This is a genomic window from Ruegeria sp. J8, from assembly GCF_056531925.1.
This window is the reverse complement of record NZ_JBQFMR010000001.1, coordinates 403,433-418,924: the sequence shown is the minus strand read 5'-3', so window position 1 is coordinate 418,924 and position 15,492 is coordinate 403,433. Positions and strand designations below refer to the sequence as shown.

Sequence of the window (15,492 nt, the reverse complement as noted above, 5' to 3'; positions counted from 1 at the left end):
GCTTACGCCTCCTTCAGTTTGGATGCAGCGTCGTGGATCGCGGCCCGAATGCGAGGATAGGTGCCGCACCGGCACAAATTGCCCTGCATCGCGTCGTCGATATCCGCATCGGTGGGCGAGGGGTTCTCGGCCAGCAGCGCCGCGGCTTGCATGATCTGGCCCGACTGGCAAAAACCGCATTGAGCGACCTGATGATCCACCCAGGATTGCTGTATGGTGGCCATCGCTTCGGGCGTTCCCAGGCCTTCGATTGTTGTGACGTCGCCCCAGACATCGGACAGGGCAACCTGGCAGGAGCGAACCGCCTCGCCGTCGATATGGACGGTGCATGCGCCACAGGCTGCCACGCCACATCCGTATTTGGTGCCGGTCATGCCCAATTCGTCGCGCAAAACCCACAAAAGGGGCACATCATCGGGCAGGTCCACCTGATGGGAAGTTCCGTTGATCGTCAGATTGGTCGCCATTGCGCTTCCTCTCGGCTTGTCGCTGCGTTGTTCTTCTGACATAAATAGGTGAAACTGTCAGATCGTCAACTGACAAAATGAGTTAAAAATGTCAGAAGCTGAATTGAAAGATATTGTTGCCGGAGAAAAGAGCCAGTCCATTCTGGAATCGGCCCTTCAGGCGTTTTCGGCCTATGGGTTCCGAAAAACCTCGATGGATGACATTGCCAAGGGTGCGGGAATGTCACGCCCTGCCGTGTACCAGTATTTCCCGAACAAAGAGACGATTCTGCGCAAGCTGACCCAGCGGTATTATGACCGCAAGATTGCCGCCGTCGCCGAGGCTTTGACAGCCGGGGGGGCAGTGCAACAGATCATCAGCGGCGCGATCGAGGCGCAGACCGATGGGATGGCCGAAATATTGGCGACACCGCACGGACTGGAGTTGCTGGATGTCAGCGTCTCGACCGCTGCCGATCTGGTGACCGAGGGCGAGGCGCAGCTTGTCGCGCTTTACGCGAATTGGCTCGGGCTAGAGGCGGCAAACGGGCGTGTGCATTTGTTCGATGAGCCGTCGGAAACGGCCAAAATGATCACGTCGGCCTTGCGTGGGATCAAGGTCTCGGCCGCAGATTCGCAGGAATTCACCCGTTCCAACGCCAATCTGGCAACCCTTCTTGGCGCCGCGCTTGCGATCACGTAACGCGCTGGCGTTGCTTGTATTCCGGCGTGTCCCACAGGCGATTGGCCATGATATCGGCCAAAACGTCCACGGCGCGCGCGACATCCTGTTTGTCGATGTAAAGCGGCGTGAAGCCAAATCGCATGATGTCAGGCGCGCGGAAATCACCGATCACGCCACGGGCAATCAGTGCCTGCATAGCCGCATAGCCTTCGGTGAACCGGAACGAGACCTGGCTACCGCGTTGGTTCGGGTCACGTGGGCTGGCCAGCACCAGCTCGGGGCAGGTGGCCTCGACCCGCGCAATGAACAATTCCGTCAGCTCTACCGATTTGGCGCGCACATCGGCCATGTCCGCCATGTCCCAGATGTCCATCGCTGCCGACAGTGCCGTCATCTGGATGATCGGAGGGGTCCCGACCCGCATCCGCTCGATCCCACCGCCGGGGCGGTAATCCAGATCAAAGGCAAAGGGTGCTTCGTGACCCAGCCAGCCCGACAGGGCCGGGCGCACCCGGTCGGCCAGCCGCGGGGCGACATAGATAAAGGCGGGCGCTCCGGGGCCGCCATTGAGATATTTATAGGTGCAGCCTACCGCGAAATCGGCATTGCAGCCCGACAGGTCTACGGGGATTGCCCCGGCGGAATGGGCCAGATCCCAAACCGTGATCGTCCCGTTGGCATGAGCCAGTTCGGTCAGCGCCTTCATATCATGCATCCGCCCCGAGCGGTAATCGACCTCGGTCAGCATCAAGACGGCGACGTCTTCGGTGATGTTGTCGGCCACGTCCTCGGGTGCCACGACGCGCAATTCATAGTCCGGTCCTAACGAGCGTAAAAGGCCATCCGCCATATACAGATCCGACGGGAAATTGCCGCCATCGGACAGAACCACCTTGCGGTCCGGGCGCAGTTCCAGCGCTGAAGCCACGGCTTGGTACACTTTGATGGACAGCGTGTCGCCTGTTACCACCGCGCCGGGTTCTGCGCCGATCAACCGTCCGATACGATCCCCAAGCGCCACGGGCAGCCCCATCCATCCGGCCTTGTTCCAGCCTGTGATCAGCATCTGACCCCATTCCTTGACCAGCATGTCGTTCACCCGGTCGCCAGCCGCGCATGGCAACGGTCCCAGAGAGTTGCCGTCCAGATAGACAACGCCCTTAGGCAGATCGAACATGGCTTTGGTCGCTTTGAAATCGGTCATGGATGCTCCGGGCTGATGAAAATTCCGTTTCCTGAAGATGGCTAGCGGATGCGCACAGTGCTGTCCATCGGAAGAGGTTGTGAGTCAGGCGGCGTATTACACTGCTGCGACTATCTGGTATTTTGATATTCAGGTCAGAAAGCGATAGACCGTCGGTCGAAAACGACACTCTGGACCTGAGTGACAGCTGGAAAGACGCCGCGAATGCAGAAAATTGATATCCCTCCGGTCTGGTTGCTAGCAGCCGCCGGTCTAGCGTGGCTGCAAGCGCAGTTCTTGCCCATGGGATTGTCCTTCAGCGGTTGGTTTACCGATCTTCTCAGTGGCCTTCTGATTGGCGGGGGTGTTATTCTGGCAGTGCTGGCTGTTGTCGAGTTTCGACGGCATAAAACAACGGTTCTTCCGCATCAGGTGCCGACCCAAATGGTGCAGACTGGCATTTTCAAGCGCAGTCGGAACCCAATCTATCTGGGGGATGTTTTGATCCTGACAGGATTGGTCCTGCGGTTCGATGCGGTGCTGTCCCTGGTGCTGATCCCGATTTTCACGTGGCTGTTGGAGCGCCGCTTTATCGTACCGGAAGAAGACCGGTTACGCCGAAAATTTCGTGCGGAATTCGCCCGTTACGAACAGCAGACCCGCCGCTGGGTCTGAGGATCGACGCGTTGTGACACAGCGTAAATTATGCTGCGCTTGCGAAATAATATTGCGCAGGATAGATCAATGTTTGATGAACCATACCGACCACCCGCTCGGGTCTGAGTGAAAATTAGGGGGATACAGCCGGTGAAGATAGGTACACCAAAGGAAATACTGGACGGTGAAAACCGGGTCGCCATGACTCCGGATTCTGCCGTGCAGTTGCAGAAACTGGGCTATGACTGCGCGATTGAGACCGGGGCGGGTGCCGCTGCCGGGTTCTCGGACGCGGTCTATGAGGCCGCAGGCGTTGAGATCGTCAAGACCGCAGCTGCACTGTGGAAAGGGGTCGATATCGTTGCCAAGGTCCGCCAGCCCACTGAGACCGAACTGAAGCGTCTGACCAAGGGCAAGACGCTGATCTCGTTCTTCAACCCTGCGGGCAATGAAGACGGGATGGAGCTGGCCAAATCCAAAGGCGCAAACGTGATCGCCATGGAAATGGTGCCGCGTATTTCCCGCGCGCAAAAGATGGACGCGCTGTCCTCGATGGCGAACATCGCTGGCTACCGTGCCGTGATTGAGGCGGGTAACAACTTCGGTCGTTTCTTCACCGGTCAGGTGACGGCTGCGGGTAAAGTACCCCCTGCGAAAGTTCTGATCGTGGGCGCTGGTGTGGCTGGTTTGGCCGCGATCGGTACGTCCACGTCGCTGGGCGCGATCACCTATGCCTTCGACGTGCGCCCCGAAGTGGCCGAGCAGGTCGAGTCGATGGGTGCAGAATTCGTCTATCTGGACTTTGAAGAGCAGCAGCAGGATGGCGCGGCCACTGGCGGGTATGCGTCGGTTCAGTCCGAAGAATTCCGCAACGCGCAGTTGGCCAAGTTCCGTGAACTTGCCCCCGAGATGGACATCGTGATCACCACCGCGCTGATCCCGAACCGCGAGGCTCCTGAGCTTTGGACCAAGGATATGGTCGAAAGCATGAAACCGGGCTCGGTCATCGTCGATCTCGCGGCGGAAAAGGGTGGTAACTGCAAGCTGACTGTCGCGGATGAGAAGATCGTGACCGACAATGGCGTGACCATCATCGGCTATACCGACTTCCCCAGCCGGATGGCGGCGCAGTCCTCGTCTCTGTACGCCACCAACATCCGTCACATGATGGCTGACCTGACGCCTGAAAAGGACGGTCAAATCAACCACGACATGGAAGATGACGTGATCCGCGGCTCGACTGTGACCTTTGAGGGTGAGATCACCTTCCCGCCGCCGCCGCCGAAAGTGCAGGCCATCGCAGCGCAGAAGAAGCCCGAGGTCAAGGAACTGACCCCGGAAGAGAAAAAGGCGCAGGAGATTGCGGCATTCAAGGCGCAGACCAAGCAGCAGTTCACCCTGCTGGGTGTGGGCGGCGCGCTAATGCTGTTGGTGGGTCTGGTCGCTCCGGCCAGCTTCATGCAGCACTTCATCGTGTTCGTGCTGGCCGTGTTCGTGGGCTTCCAGGTGATCTGGGGCGTGGCGCATAGCCTACACACCCCGCTGATGGCGATCACCAACGCGATCTCGTCGATCATCATTGTTGGGGCGCTTATGCAGATCGGATCGGGCTCGTTCCTGGTGATCCTGCTGGCGGCGCTGTCGGTCTTTATGGCCGGGATCAACATCTTCGGCGGCTTTCTTGTCACCCGGCGCATGCTCGCCATGTTCCAGAAATCTTAAGGAGGCCGGGTAGATGATTGGCTTCACCACTGCCGCTTATGTTGTTGCGGCTGTTCTGTTCATCCTGTCTCTGGGCGGGTTGTCGAACCAGGAAAGCGCCAAGCGCGCCGTCTGGTATGGCATTGTTGGTATGGCGCTGGCGGTGTTCGCCACGCTTGTGGGTCCCGGTTCGGGCCTGTGGCTGCTGTCGCTGCTGCTGATTGCAGGCGGCGGTCTGATTGGCTCTTACGTCGCCAAGCGCGTGCAGATGACCGAGATGCCGCAGCTTGTGGCCGCGATGCACAGCCTCGTGGGTCTGGCGGCTGTGTTTGTGGGCTTCAACGCGCATTTTGAGATCGGCAACGTCGCGCAGGTCATGGCGATTGCGGATGCGGCGAACCAGGCGAACCTGTCGGATCTGGGCGCCTTTGCCAAGCTGATCGCCAAGAAGACAGCGGCCGAGCTGACGATCCTGCATGTGGAACTGTTCCTAGGCATCTTCATCGGTGCGATCACCTTTACCGGTTCGGTCGTGGCCTATGGCAAGCTGGCGGGCAAAGTGACCTCGGCGGCGACCAAGCTGCCCGGCGGTCATGCGCTGAACGCGGCTGCGGCGGGTCTCTCGCTAATCTGCCTGATCTGGTACACCGCCTCGGGTGGTCTGTTCCCGCTGATCCTGATGACACTGGCGGCGCTGTTCATCGGCTATCACCTGATCATGGGTATCGGTGGCGCGGACATGCCGGTGGTTGTATCGATGCTGAACTCGTATTCGGGTTGGGCCGCAGCGGCCATTGGCTTCAGCCTCGGCAACGACCTGCTGATCGTGGTTGGTGCGCTGGTTGGCTCGTCCGGTGCGATCCTCTCCTACATCATGTGTAAGGCGATGAACCGTCACTTTGTCAGCGTGATCCTGGGCGGCTTTGGCGGCACCTCGGGCCCGCAGATGGAAGTTGAGGGCGAGCAGGTGGCCATCGACGCCGATGGCGTTGCCGCAGCTCTGAACGACGCTGACAGCGTGATCATCATTCCTGGCTACGGTATGGCGGTTGCGCAGGCACAGCAGTCTGTTTCCGAACTGGTTCGCAAGCTGCGCGCCAAGGGCAAAGAGGTGCGCTTCGCGATCCACCCCGTTGCCGGCCGTCTGCCGGGTCATATGAACGTGCTGCTGGCTGAAGCCAAAGTGCCGTATGACATCGTGCTGGAGATGGACGAGATCAACGATGACTTCCCGGAAACGGATGTGGCCATCGTGATCGGGTCGAACGACATCGTGAACCCTGCGGCGCAGGAAGATCCCAACAGCCCAATCGCCGGGATGCCGGTTCTGGAATGCTGGAAGGCCAAGCAGGTGTTTGTGTCCAAGCGTGGTCAGGGCACCGGCTATTCGGGTATCGAAAACCCGCTTTTCTTCAAAGAGAACACCCGCATGTTCTATGGCGACGCCAAGCAGTCGCTGGACAAGCTGCTGCCGATGATCGACTGAGCATCCGGTTCAGAGAAATTGCAAAGGGCGCCTGCCGGCGCCCTTTTCTTTTTTTGATGTTGGGGGGCTTTGCCCCCAAAGCCACCCAGGATATTTTTTGGCCAGATGAAGCATGCGGGGTTTGCTTTTTTGGTGTTTGAGGCTGCTAGGTTTCAGGTTGGCAGTTATTTCAACAAGATAGCAGGAATGTATGCGAAGGTATTCTTGTAACTATAAGAAATAAAAAGAGAATTGATGAGAGGCCTGAACATCGTATAGTGCGACGGTGACTTCGGAGCCCGTTATGACCCCCATAGATGATCATCCTTTGCGCTATGCTCTGGCCAATGAATTGCATGCGCGCCCTTTTCCGGTGGCGTCCTCTCCTTGCACGGTGGCGTTTCTGGCGATCAAAAAGTCCGAGGCAGCGGTGGCGCGGGATCGGGATGAAGATATCGCGCATCTGATCAATCTGCTGGACCGCCATGGCGCACAGCATCCGCAGCCTGACGCCACGCATTATGCCGGACAGATCGGGCGCCATTGGTTGAAATGGGAGCAACATACGGAATTTGTCACTTACACAGCGATTACGCAAAATGTCAGTGATCGTGCCTTCAATCCAGCCGATTTCGAGGTGTTCCCCCCCGATTGGTTGATGGCCAGCCCCGGTCAGCGTGTGACCTCGGCCATGATCCGTGTGGTGCCTCGGGAAGGAGATGATCTGGTGCAGTCTGCGCTGGTGGATTGGTTTGAACCTGAAAGCTTGGCTGTGGCGCGGGTGCTGGACGACTCGGCCATATGCGCCAGTGACTTTCGCATCGACCCGGCTGGACACATGCGCTTTGCGCTGTTTGTCGACGAACAGACAGGGCGGCGCAGGACCGGGCGGATTATTCAACGCCTGTGCGAGATCGAAACCTACAAGGCCATGTCCATGTTAGGCTTTGCAAGGGTGAAGCAGCTGACGCCACGGATCAGTGAGTTGGACGCACAGCTGACCCGGTTGATGGGGCAGATGACTGACAATTCGGCGCACCCCGATGAGCTATTGCCAGATTTGTTGTCGACTTCGATCGAACTGGAGACACTGTCTGCCCGCTGTTCGTTCCGCTTCGGGGCCACGGGGGCATATGAAGCGATTGTCAATCAGCGGATCGAAGTGTTGCGCGAAGAACGGTTCGCGGGGCGGCAGAGTTTCGCGGACTTCATGATGCGCCGCTATGATCCGGCCATTCGGACTGTGAAATCCACCGAACGTCGGTTGCAAGCCTTGTCCGACCGGGCGATCCGCGCCGGAGAGTTGCTGCGAACGCGGGTGGATGTGGAGCGCAGCGCACAAAACCAGGCGTTGCTGGAGAGTATGGATCGCCGGTCCGATCTGGCGCTGCGGTTGCAGCATACGGTCGAAGGGCTGTCGGTGGTTGCGATCAGTTATTATGCAGTCTCGCTAGCCAGTTATTTGCTGTACCCCTTGACCAAGGCTGGGATCAGCAAAGGTATGCTGACCGCTATTGTTACGCTGCCGGTCGTGTTTTTGGTCTGGTACGGGATTCGTCAGATACGCAAGCGGTTGGAATAATCCGCATTTGCTAATCCCGGGAGCGTCTATAGAACGGAAACAGGCAGGGACGTGCGAAGGATTAGAGCGTGATCGGAATATTGGCCGCATGGCGGGCCGTGGCGGCCATGTTCATCTTGAATGGTGCGCTTTTCGGTATCTGGGCCTCGCGCATTCCGGCGGTCCGCGATCGGCTGGATCTGACGCATGAGGCCTTGGGATATGGTCTGCTGTTTATGGCGGCAGGTGCGGTGTGTTCTTTTCCGGTCACGGGGCGTTTGACCGACAGGTTTGGTGCTGTTGCGATTACGCGGGTCATTGCCGTCCTCTATACGTTTTCCCTGATCCTGCTGGCCTTTGCGGGCGGGTTCTGGGCGCTGGCGGCGTTTCTGTTTGTATTCGGGGCCTTTCATGGCTCGATGGATGTGGCGATGAACGCCTGGGCGGCCGAGGTCGAGCAGGCCTATGATAAACCAGTCATGTCCTCGTTTCACGCGATGTGGAGCCTTGGGGCAGGGCTGGGCGCGCTCAGCGGGTATGGCGCTGTGCAGTTGGGTTTGTCTGTCTTACAGCACTTCTTGCTGGCGGGCGGTGTTGTGGTCGCGCTGGCGTTGGCTTTTTCCTGGGTGCGATGGTCGTCGCGGCGGGTTGAGACGTCAGGTGGGGCGGTTTTCGCGTTGCCAGCGGGGGCCTTGGTACTGGTGGGGTTCATCGCACTGTGCGGCGCTTTGGGCGAGGGCGCGGTCGCAGATTGGAGCGCGATTTTCCTGCGTGATGTCACCGGAGCAGCAGAAAGCGTCGCTGCGTTGGGATATGCGGTGTTCTCCGTTACGATGGTGGCGTTCCGGCTGGCAGGCGGGTTTGTCATCGCTCGGTTTGGCGCGGTGCCTACGGCACGGTTCGGTGGGGTTTGTGCGGCTTTGGGCGTGATCGGGGTTGTTGCGGCCAACGCGCCGGGACCAGCGCTGGCTGGGTTTGCGTTGATGGGTGTCGGCTATGCGGTGATTATGCCGCTTGCGTTCAGCCGGGCTGCCAATGATGCGACGATCCCACCGGGGCAGGCCATCGCCAGCGTGGCGACGTTGGGCTATGGCGGGTTGTTGATCGGACCTCCGCTTATTGGGTTTTTGGCCGAAATGCTTACATTGCGTTTGGCGTTCATGGCGCTGTTGCCGCTGGCTGTGTTCATTGTGCTGCTATCTGGTGCATTGAAGACAGACAGATAGATTTGGGAGAGAGATATGCCGATCAAAAACCGCTTTGCGGAGTTGCAGACGGAAATTACGGAATGGCGGCGTGACATTCACGAACATCCCGAAATTCTGTTTGAAACGCACCGGACCAGCGCTCTGGTCGCGGAAAAGTTGAAGGCATTTGGGTGTGATGAGGTGGTGACGGGCATTGGCCGAACCGGAGTTGTTGGGATGATCAAAGGCAAGGCTGACACCAGCGGCAAGGTCATAGGGTTGCGGGCGGATATGGATGCGCTGCCGATCCTTGAGGCGACAGGGCTGGACTATGCCTCGAAAACTGAAGGGGCGATGCATGCGTGCGGCCATGACGGGCATACGGCAATGTTGCTGGGGGCGGCCAAATACCTGTCCGAGACGCGGAACTTCGATGGCACTGTTGTGGTGATCTTTCAACCGGCCGAAGAAGGCGGTGGCGGCGGCCGCGAGATGTGTGAAGACGGGATGATGGACCGATGGGGTATTCAAGAGGTCTATGGAATGCACAACTGGCCGGGTCATCCCGTTGGCAGTTTCGCCATCCGGCCCGGTGCGTTTTTCGCGGCCACCGATCAGTTTGATATCGTGTTTGAAGGCAAGGGCGGTCACGCGGCCAAGCCACATGAAACGGTGGATACGACAGTGATGGCCGCACAGGCTGTGTTGGCCTTGCAGACCATCGCCGCGCGGAATGCCGACCCGGTGGATCAGGTGGTGGTGTCAGTCACTTCGTTCGAGACCTCTTCCACTGCGTTCAACGTGATCCCTCAGACGGTCAAGATGCGCGGCACTGTGCGGACTATGAGCACCGCCATGCGCGACTTGGCCGAGAAGCGGATTGGCGAAATCTGCAACGGTGTTGCTGCGACCTTTGGCGGGCGCGTCGATGTCACCTATTACCGGGGCTATCCTGTGATGGTGAACAGCGAGGCGCAAACCGAGTTTGCAGCTGATGTGGCGCGGTCGGTGTCCGGTGCATGCGAAGAGGCACCTTTGGTCATGGGGGGTGAAGATTTTGCGTTTATGCTGGAGGAGCGGCCGGGCGCGTATATTTTGGTGGGCAACGGCGACACGGCAGCGGTGCATCACCCAGAGTATAATTTCAACGATGAAGCGATACCGGCCGGGTGTAGCTGGTGGGCTGAGATTGTTGAACAGAGGATGCCGGCGGCTTGAACGTGCGGGCCGGTGGGGGCTCTGCCCCCACGCCCCCGGGATATTTTTAGCCAGATGAAGTGGGATCCTGACGTTTCAGGTTAAGCTGGGCGCAAAGTGTTTCGACGATGTCGTCCAGTGCGTTTTTTTGAGAGTTTACGCAGGTTTTCGCAGCTTCGCGGGCTGCGTTCAGTTTGGTTGGATCAGACAGCCATTGGGTCACAGTCTTCGTTAACTCTGGTGCTGTTCGTACCTCGGTTACGCCACCTGTTTCGATCAGAGGGGCGAAGGTCTCGGCGAAGTTAAAATAGCCGGGACCGGTGATCACGGCTGCGCCAGCTTGGGCAGGTTCGAACGGATTATGGCCACCGATTTCCCTGAGGGACCCGCCGAGGAACACAATAGGGCAGAGCGCATACCAGGTGCCGGTTTCGCCCAGCGTGTCGGCGACATAGATTTGTGCATCCTGCGCAATGGGTTGCGACGCAGAGCGGAAGGCTGCCGTTAGGTGAGACTGTTGGATCAGCGCGGCGACGTCGCCTCGACGCTCGGGGTGGCGAGGGATCAAGAGGAGCAGCAGGTCGGGCCAGCGGTTCAGCAGTTCGGCATGGGCCGACAGTACGGTTTCCTCTTCTCCGGCGTGGGTCGAACTGGCGATCCAGATGGGGCGGTCACTGATTTGGGTTCGAATTTCCTCAAGTGTGGTGCGGTCCACCGGTAGCGGGTCGGACATCGCTTTGAGGTTCGTGCCCGGTTTCACGCGGGTTTCTGGGGCACCCATAGCAATCAGGTTGCGGGCGGTTTTGTCGTTTTGGGTCAGGAAAAGGGTGAATTGGTCCAGAAGGAAACGCGCTGTTTGGGGCCGTTTTTTCCACCCCTCAACCGATCGATCTGAAAGTCGTGCATTCAGCAGCGCCAGAGGTGTGTCGCGATTGTGGGTTTCGGTGATAAGCCGCGGCCAGATTTCGCTTTCGACAAAGATGGCAGCATCGGGTCGCCAGTGGTTCAGAAAGCGCCGGACCGGGCCAGCTGCGTCCAAGGGCGGGTATTGATGGCGCGTCCGGGGCGGCATACGCTTTTCGATGAGCGCCGCCGATGTGGGTGTTCCTGAGGTGATCAGGAAGCTGGAATCTGGCAGCCTTTCGCCCAGACGTTTGATCAGAGTGATGACCGACAGAGTCTCGCCCACACTGGCGGCGTGAAACCAGATGAGTTGGCCTTTGGGGCGCGGTTGGCTGGCGTGACCCAGTCGCTCATGTTGGCGCAGGGTTGGGACTTCTGCCGCCAGAAGTTTCTTGCGCACCGCGCGCCATACGAAAGGGGCCGCCACAGCAGTCAGGCCGCAATACAAATGGTAAAGCAGCGTCGGACGGCCAGAAGGGGCGGCCATGTCAGCCGCCTGTGTGGCTCATGTGGCGGCTCATTTTGCCATCCACCGACTGGCGGGAATAGTCGAAATCATGCCCCCTGGGCTTGAGGTCGATTGCGGCTCGGATCGCCTCTTCCAGCGGTTGTTCGGTGTCTGGATGGTCGCGCAGCGCACCGCGCAGGTCTGCCATATCCTCTTGCCCGAGGCACATATACAGCTCTCCGGTGCAGGTCAGGCGCACGCGATTGCAGCTTTCGCAGAAATTGTGCGACAGTGGCGTGATGAAGCCGATCTTTTGGCCTGTCTCTTCCAGACGGACATAGCGCGCGGGTCCACCGGTGCGTTCGGCCAGGTCGGACACTGTGTAGTGGTTTTCGTATTCCTTGCGCACATCTTTCAGTGACCAGTATTGGTCCAACCGGTCTTCGTTGCCGATATCCCCCATGGGCATCACCTCGATCCAGGTCAGGTCCATGTCGCGTTCGGCACACCATTTTGTGATCGTGGGGAGCTCTTCTTCGTTGAAGCCTTTCAACGCAACCGCATTGATTTTGATCCGCAACCCGGCCTTTTGCGCCGCATCAATTCCGTTCAGAACTTGCTTGAGACGTCCCCAGCGAGTGATCTGAGCGAATTTGTCCTCGTCCAGCGTATCCAGCGAGATATTCACCCGCCGTACGCCAGCGGCGTAGAGGTCATCGGCAAAGCGATGCAGTTGTGATCCGTTGGTGGTCAGCGTCAGCTCTTTCAACGCGCCGCTGTCCAGATGCCGGGTCATCGCGTTAAAAAACGTCATGATATTGCGGCGTACCAGCGGCTCACCCCCGGTGATCCGTAACTTTTCTACGCCCATGTTCACAAAGGTCGAACACATGCGGTCCAGCTCTTCCAGCGTCAGCAGGTCCTTTTTGGGCAGGAACTTCATGTCCTCGGACATGCAGTAGACACAGCGGAAATCGCAGCGGTCCGTGACGGAGACGCGGAGATAGGTGATGGCGCGAGCGAACGGGTCGATAAGTGGAGCAGTCATGCGACATAGGTAAAGCGCCACCCGCCCTGCGACAAGGGCGAACTGTGCTTTGCGCTGGTACAGATGCGCGCACGGCAGTAGGGTTTGGGCATGAGATATGCGCTTTTGCTATGCTGTATTCTGGTCGCGGGGTGCGATGCAGTCCGATCGACCACGGATCGAGTGTTCAACCGGGGTGAACCGGCTGCCGCACCCGAGCCCGAAGAGGCTGTGGTTGAAGAGGTTGCCGAACCCGAACCGGCCCCAGCAACCGCTGCCGGTTGGATTGGGGCCAAGACCACGATTGCCAGCTTGGGCGATCCGACGACGCCGGGGCGCTGGATGCAGACACCTCTGGTCGAGACGGAATTTACCGGGCGGGTGCTTGTACCCCGTACTGGCGCGCAGGCTTATATCACGCTGGTTCCCGCACCGGGGCCCGAAGGCGGGGGGAGCCGCCTGTCGCTGGACGCGATGCGAGAGCTGTTGTTGCCCTTTGATGAACTGGTCGAGCTAGAAGTCTACTCCAACTGATCTTTCAGGTACTTGCCTGCTTCGCGGCGGGCAAAGGGTTTCATCGCCAGGCCATGCGTTTGCAAAAAGGCGATGACGCGCGGTGCGTCGTGCTTGGACAATTCGCGCAGCCACCACGCGATAGATTTCTGGATGAACCAATCACGGTCAGGCACATAGCCCGCAGCCCAGCCCAGAATCCGATCCCGGTGTTTCAGGTCGTCTGGTTTGGGATGGTTCTGTTTGGTCCAAGGCAGGGTAGCGACCAAAGCCGCGCGACGGGTCCACATGTGCTCGGATGTCGTCCAGCGTTCGACCTGATCCAACCGCGCAGGATCGGCGGACAGGCGTTTCTGCATTGCCATACAGGCGTGGTCGGCAACGGCCCAGGCGTCGAAATCGGGCAGCCAGCTTTGCAGCAGATCCCATGCCGCTTCATCTGGCCGGATCCGTGCCTGCGTCAGCAGCTTGGCGGAGGCGATGCGCGCCTCGTGAATATTCGTCTGCCAAAGCGCATCTGACAGAGCGACGCGGTCCGACACATCCAGCTCTCGCCGCCAGCTTTTGGTCAGATCATTCAGAACCGGATTGGGCACTCCCAGATAAGCGCGGTCCACCTTGTGATAGGCGGCGGCCTGCTGCGCGCGCTCGGCATCCGCGTGCGCCTTGATCTGGTCCAGATAGACGGCGGCTTGTATCATTCGACAGTGACGGATTTCGCCAGATTGCGCGGCTGATCCACATCGGTGCCCTTTGCGACCGCCGTGTGATAGGCCAGCAACTGCGCCGGAACCGAATAGAGGATCGGTGCAAGGCTGGGATGGATATGGGGCATGCGAATAGTGCTTTGAACCCCGTCCTTGGCCTCGGCGATGCCGTCATCGTCGGAAACGAGGATCACCTTGCCTTTACGTGCCATCACCTCTTGCATGTTCGACACCGTCTTGTCGAAAACCGCATCGCGCGGAGCCATCACCACGACGGGCATATGCTTGTCGATCAGGGCGATGGGCCCATGTTTCAGCTCACCCGATGCATAACCTTCGGCGTGTATATAACTGATTTCTTTCAGTTTCAGCGCGCCTTCCATTGCCAGTGGAAACATGAGGCCGCGACCCAGAAACAAAACGTCGCGCGCCTCGGACAGGCGTTGGGCAGCGGCGCGGATGGCATCGTTTTGCTCCAGCGCTGTGTTCAGCACAGATGGCAGGCCACGCAAGGCGGCGGCGTGATCAGCCATTTGCTCGGGTGTCAGAGTGCCTCGGTCGGCAGCGGCCTTCAGCGCCAGCATCAGTAGCACGCTGAGCTGACAGGTGAAGGCTTTGGTCGAGGCAACGCCAATCTCGACCCCAGCGTAGATGGGCAGCGCGATGTCGCTTTCCCGCGCGATCGAGCTTTCGGGGACGTTGACGACCGATACGATCTTGTCGGCCTTGCCCTCGCAATAGCGCAGCGCGGCCAGCGTGTCGGCTGTCTCGCCCGACTGGCTGACGAACAAGGCCGCCGTACGACCGGGAATGGGCGGTTCGCGGTAGCGGAACTCGCTGGCGATATCGACCTCGACAGGGATCTTGGCCAGTTGCTCGAACCAGTATTTCGCGGTCAGACAGGCATAAAAAGCGGTGCCGCAGGCGACCATAGTTAGGCGGTCCAGCTTGGTGAAATCCAAATTGCCGGGCAGGGTGATCTCATCCCCGCCCGTGCGCAGATAGGATCGGATCGCCTCGGCCACCACAACGGGTTGTTCGGCGATTTCTTTGGCCATGAAATGCTTGTGTCCGCCCTTGTCGGCGCGGGATTGGTCGATCTTGATCTGGCGGAGCTCACGATTGACCAACTCACCGGCTTCGTTACGGATCTCCAGCGAGGTGCGGGTTAGTACCGCGCGGTCACCCTCTTCTAGATAGGTGATGCGGTCGGTTAGCGGGGCCAGTGCGATGGCGTCCGAACCTACGTACATCTCGCCATCCCCGTGACCGACGGCCAGCGGAGAGCCCTTGCGCGCCGCCACGATCAAATCGTCCTGACCGTCGAAAAGGAACGCCAGCGCAAAAGCACCCTCAAGCCGGTCGATGGTTTTGAACGCGGCCTCAACCGGTGAGAGGCCAGACTTTAGGTAATGCTCAGCCATCAGAGCCACGGTTTCGGTGTCGGTTTCGGTTACGAAACCCACTCCATGCTCGGCCAGCTCAGCCCGTAGCTCGCGGTAGTTCTCGACGATCCCGTTATGCACCACGGCCACGGGGCCCGCCTGATGCGGGTGCGCATTGGTCACCGAGGGCACGCCGTGTGTGGCCCAGCGGGTATGGCCGATACCCGATTTACCGGGCAGGGGGTCATGTACCAGCAAATCGCTGAGGTTCACCAGCTTGCCTACGGCCCGTCTGCGTCCTAACGCTCCGTTGTTCACGGTCGCAATCCCGGCGCTGTCATAGCCGCGATATTCAAGACGCTTCAGCGCCTCGACCAGAATGGGGGCAACCTCGTGTTCGCCCAAAACGCCTACGATACCACACATG

General features: G+C 59.3%; 14 protein-coding genes. 8 read left to right on the top strand and 6 right to left on the bottom strand.

Annotation, left to right across the window (positions count from 1 at the left end):
• Window positions 1–2 precede the first annotated feature (2 nt).
• The gene (locus ACR0L1_RS01930; RefSeq protein WP_170784166.1) at window positions 3–467 is read right to left on the bottom strand and encodes a (2Fe-2S)-binding protein; all 465 of its coding nucleotides are present in this window, start codon (window positions 465–467) and stop codon (window positions 3–5) included.
• 88 nt (window positions 468–555) lie between these two features.
• Here ACR0L1_RS01930 and ACR0L1_RS01925 point away from each other — a divergent pair, with 88 nt between their 5' ends.
• Window positions 556–1,149 carry a TetR/AcrR family transcriptional regulator gene (locus ACR0L1_RS01925; protein WP_170788349.1) on the top strand — a complete coding sequence of 198 codons (594 nt, stop codon included), beginning with the start codon at window positions 556–558 and terminating at the stop codon, window positions 1,147–1,149.
• Here ACR0L1_RS01925 and kynU read toward each other — a convergent pair.
• Window positions 1,142–2,335, bottom strand: coding sequence for a kynureninase (kynU, locus tag ACR0L1_RS01920; RefSeq protein WP_480856873.1), 1,194 nt, complete (start codon window positions 2,333–2,335; stop codon window positions 1,142–1,144). The two genes, ACR0L1_RS01925 and kynU, sit on opposite strands and share 8 nt — an antisense overlap.
• Window positions 2,336–2,539: 204 nt before the next feature.
• Between kynU and ACR0L1_RS01915 the strand changes: the two genes are divergently transcribed.
• From ACR0L1_RS01915 to ACR0L1_RS01890, 6 genes are all read left to right on the top strand, one after another.
• Window positions 2,540–2,989, top strand: coding sequence for a methyltransferase family protein (locus ACR0L1_RS01915; protein WP_480856871.1), 450 nt, complete (start codon window positions 2,540–2,542; stop codon window positions 2,987–2,989).
• A gap of 132 nt (window positions 2,990–3,121) precedes the next feature.
• On the top strand, window positions 3,122–4,693 hold the full coding sequence (locus tag ACR0L1_RS01910; protein WP_170769245.1) for a Re/Si-specific NAD(P)(+) transhydrogenase subunit alpha: 1,572 nt from the start codon (window positions 3,122–3,124) through the stop codon (window positions 4,691–4,693).
• A gap of 13 nt (window positions 4,694–4,706) precedes the next feature.
• Window positions 4,707–6,158, top strand: a complete 1,452-nt coding sequence (locus tag ACR0L1_RS01905; RefSeq protein ID WP_480856869.1) for an NAD(P)(+) transhydrogenase (Re/Si-specific) subunit beta — start codon at window positions 4,707–4,709, stop codon at window positions 6,156–6,158.
• A 283-nt stretch (window positions 6,159–6,441) separates the two neighbouring features.
• Window positions 6,442–7,719, top strand: a complete 1,278-nt coding sequence (locus tag ACR0L1_RS01900; protein WP_480856867.1) for a DUF3422 family protein — start codon at window positions 6,442–6,444, stop codon at window positions 7,717–7,719.
• A gap of 68 nt (window positions 7,720–7,787) precedes the next feature.
• Window positions 7,788–8,924, top strand: a complete 1,137-nt coding sequence (locus tag ACR0L1_RS01895) for an MFS transporter (RefSeq protein ID WP_480856865.1) — start codon at window positions 7,788–7,790, stop codon at window positions 8,922–8,924.
• Between the two features lie 15 nt (window positions 8,925–8,939).
• A complete protein-coding gene (locus ACR0L1_RS01890) occupies window positions 8,940–10,103 on the top strand; it encodes a M20 aminoacylase family protein (protein ID WP_170788354.1) in 1,164 nt (387 codons plus the stop codon).
• A gap of 46 nt (window positions 10,104–10,149) precedes the next feature.
• Here the strand turns inward: ACR0L1_RS01890 and ACR0L1_RS01885 are convergent, their stop codons facing one another.
• The gene (locus tag ACR0L1_RS01885) at window positions 10,150–11,472 is read right to left on the bottom strand and encodes a 3-deoxy-D-manno-octulosonic acid transferase (RefSeq protein WP_480856863.1); all 1,323 of its coding nucleotides are present in this window, start codon (window positions 11,470–11,472) and stop codon (window positions 10,150–10,152) included.
• Window position 11,473: 1 nt separating this feature from the next.
• Window positions 11,474–12,481, bottom strand: a complete 1,008-nt coding sequence (moaA, locus tag ACR0L1_RS01880) for a GTP 3',8-cyclase MoaA (RefSeq protein WP_170788356.1) — start codon at window positions 12,479–12,481, stop codon at window positions 11,474–11,476.
• A 90-nt stretch (window positions 12,482–12,571) separates the two neighbouring features.
• On the opposite strand from moaA, the gene ACR0L1_RS01875 reads away from it, so the two are divergent.
• On the top strand, window positions 12,572–12,994 hold the full coding sequence (locus ACR0L1_RS01875) for a hypothetical protein (RefSeq protein ID WP_170788357.1): 423 nt from the start codon (window positions 12,572–12,574) through the stop codon (window positions 12,992–12,994).
• Here ACR0L1_RS01875 and ACR0L1_RS01870 read toward each other — a convergent pair.
• Window positions 12,982–13,674: a DNA alkylation repair protein gene (locus tag ACR0L1_RS01870; RefSeq protein WP_480856860.1), complete on the bottom strand. Its 693-nt coding sequence runs from the start codon at window positions 13,672–13,674 to the stop codon at window positions 12,982–12,984. The genes ACR0L1_RS01875 and ACR0L1_RS01870 overlap by 13 nt on opposite strands.
• Window positions 13,671–15,491 carry a glutamine--fructose-6-phosphate transaminase (isomerizing) gene (gene glmS / locus ACR0L1_RS01865; protein WP_480856859.1) on the bottom strand — a complete coding sequence of 607 codons (1,821 nt, stop codon included), beginning with the start codon at window positions 15,489–15,491 and terminating at the stop codon, window positions 13,671–13,673. The genes ACR0L1_RS01870 and glmS overlap by 4 nt, the downstream gene beginning before the upstream one ends.
• Window position 15,492 lies beyond the last annotated feature (1 nt).

Excerpts from the sequence above, each read along its gene's own strand:
- ACR0L1_RS01905 (WP_480856869.1), top strand. The coding sequence starts at position 4,707 with ATGATTGGCTTCACCACTGCCGCTTATGTTGTTGCGGCTGTTCTGTTC.
- ACR0L1_RS01875 (WP_170788357.1), top strand. The coding sequence starts at position 12,572 with ATGAGATATGCGCTTTTGCTATGCTGTATTCTGGTCGCGGGGTGCGAT.
- ACR0L1_RS01930 (WP_170784166.1), bottom strand. The coding sequence starts at position 467 with ATGGCGACCAATCTGACGATCAACGGAACTTCCCATCAGGTGGACCTG.
- ACR0L1_RS01870 (WP_480856860.1), bottom strand. The coding sequence starts at position 13,674 with ATGATACAAGCCGCCGTCTATCTGGACCAGATCAAGGCGCACGCGGAT.
- moaA (WP_170788356.1), bottom strand. The coding sequence starts at position 12,481 with ATGACTGCTCCACTTATCGACCCGTTCGCTCGCGCCATCACCTATCTC.
- ACR0L1_RS01925 (WP_170788349.1), top strand. The coding sequence starts at position 556 with ATGTCAGAAGCTGAATTGAAAGATATTGTTGCCGGAGAAAAGAGCCAG.
- ACR0L1_RS01890 (WP_170788354.1), top strand. The coding sequence starts at position 8,940 with ATGCCGATCAAAAACCGCTTTGCGGAGTTGCAGACGGAAATTACGGAA.
- ACR0L1_RS01885 (WP_480856863.1), bottom strand. The coding sequence starts at position 11,472 with ATGGCCGCCCCTTCTGGCCGTCCGACGCTGCTTTACCATTTGTATTGC.
- glmS (WP_480856859.1), bottom strand. The coding sequence starts at position 15,491 with ATGTGTGGTATCGTAGGCGTTTTGGGCGAACACGAGGTTGCCCCCATT.
- ACR0L1_RS01900 (WP_480856867.1), top strand. The coding sequence starts at position 6,442 with ATGACCCCCATAGATGATCATCCTTTGCGCTATGCTCTGGCCAATGAA.
- kynU (WP_480856873.1), bottom strand. The coding sequence starts at position 2,335 with ATGACCGATTTCAAAGCGACCAAAGCCATGTTCGATCTGCCTAAGGGC.
- ACR0L1_RS01915 (WP_480856871.1), top strand. The coding sequence starts at position 2,540 with ATGCAGAAAATTGATATCCCTCCGGTCTGGTTGCTAGCAGCCGCCGGT.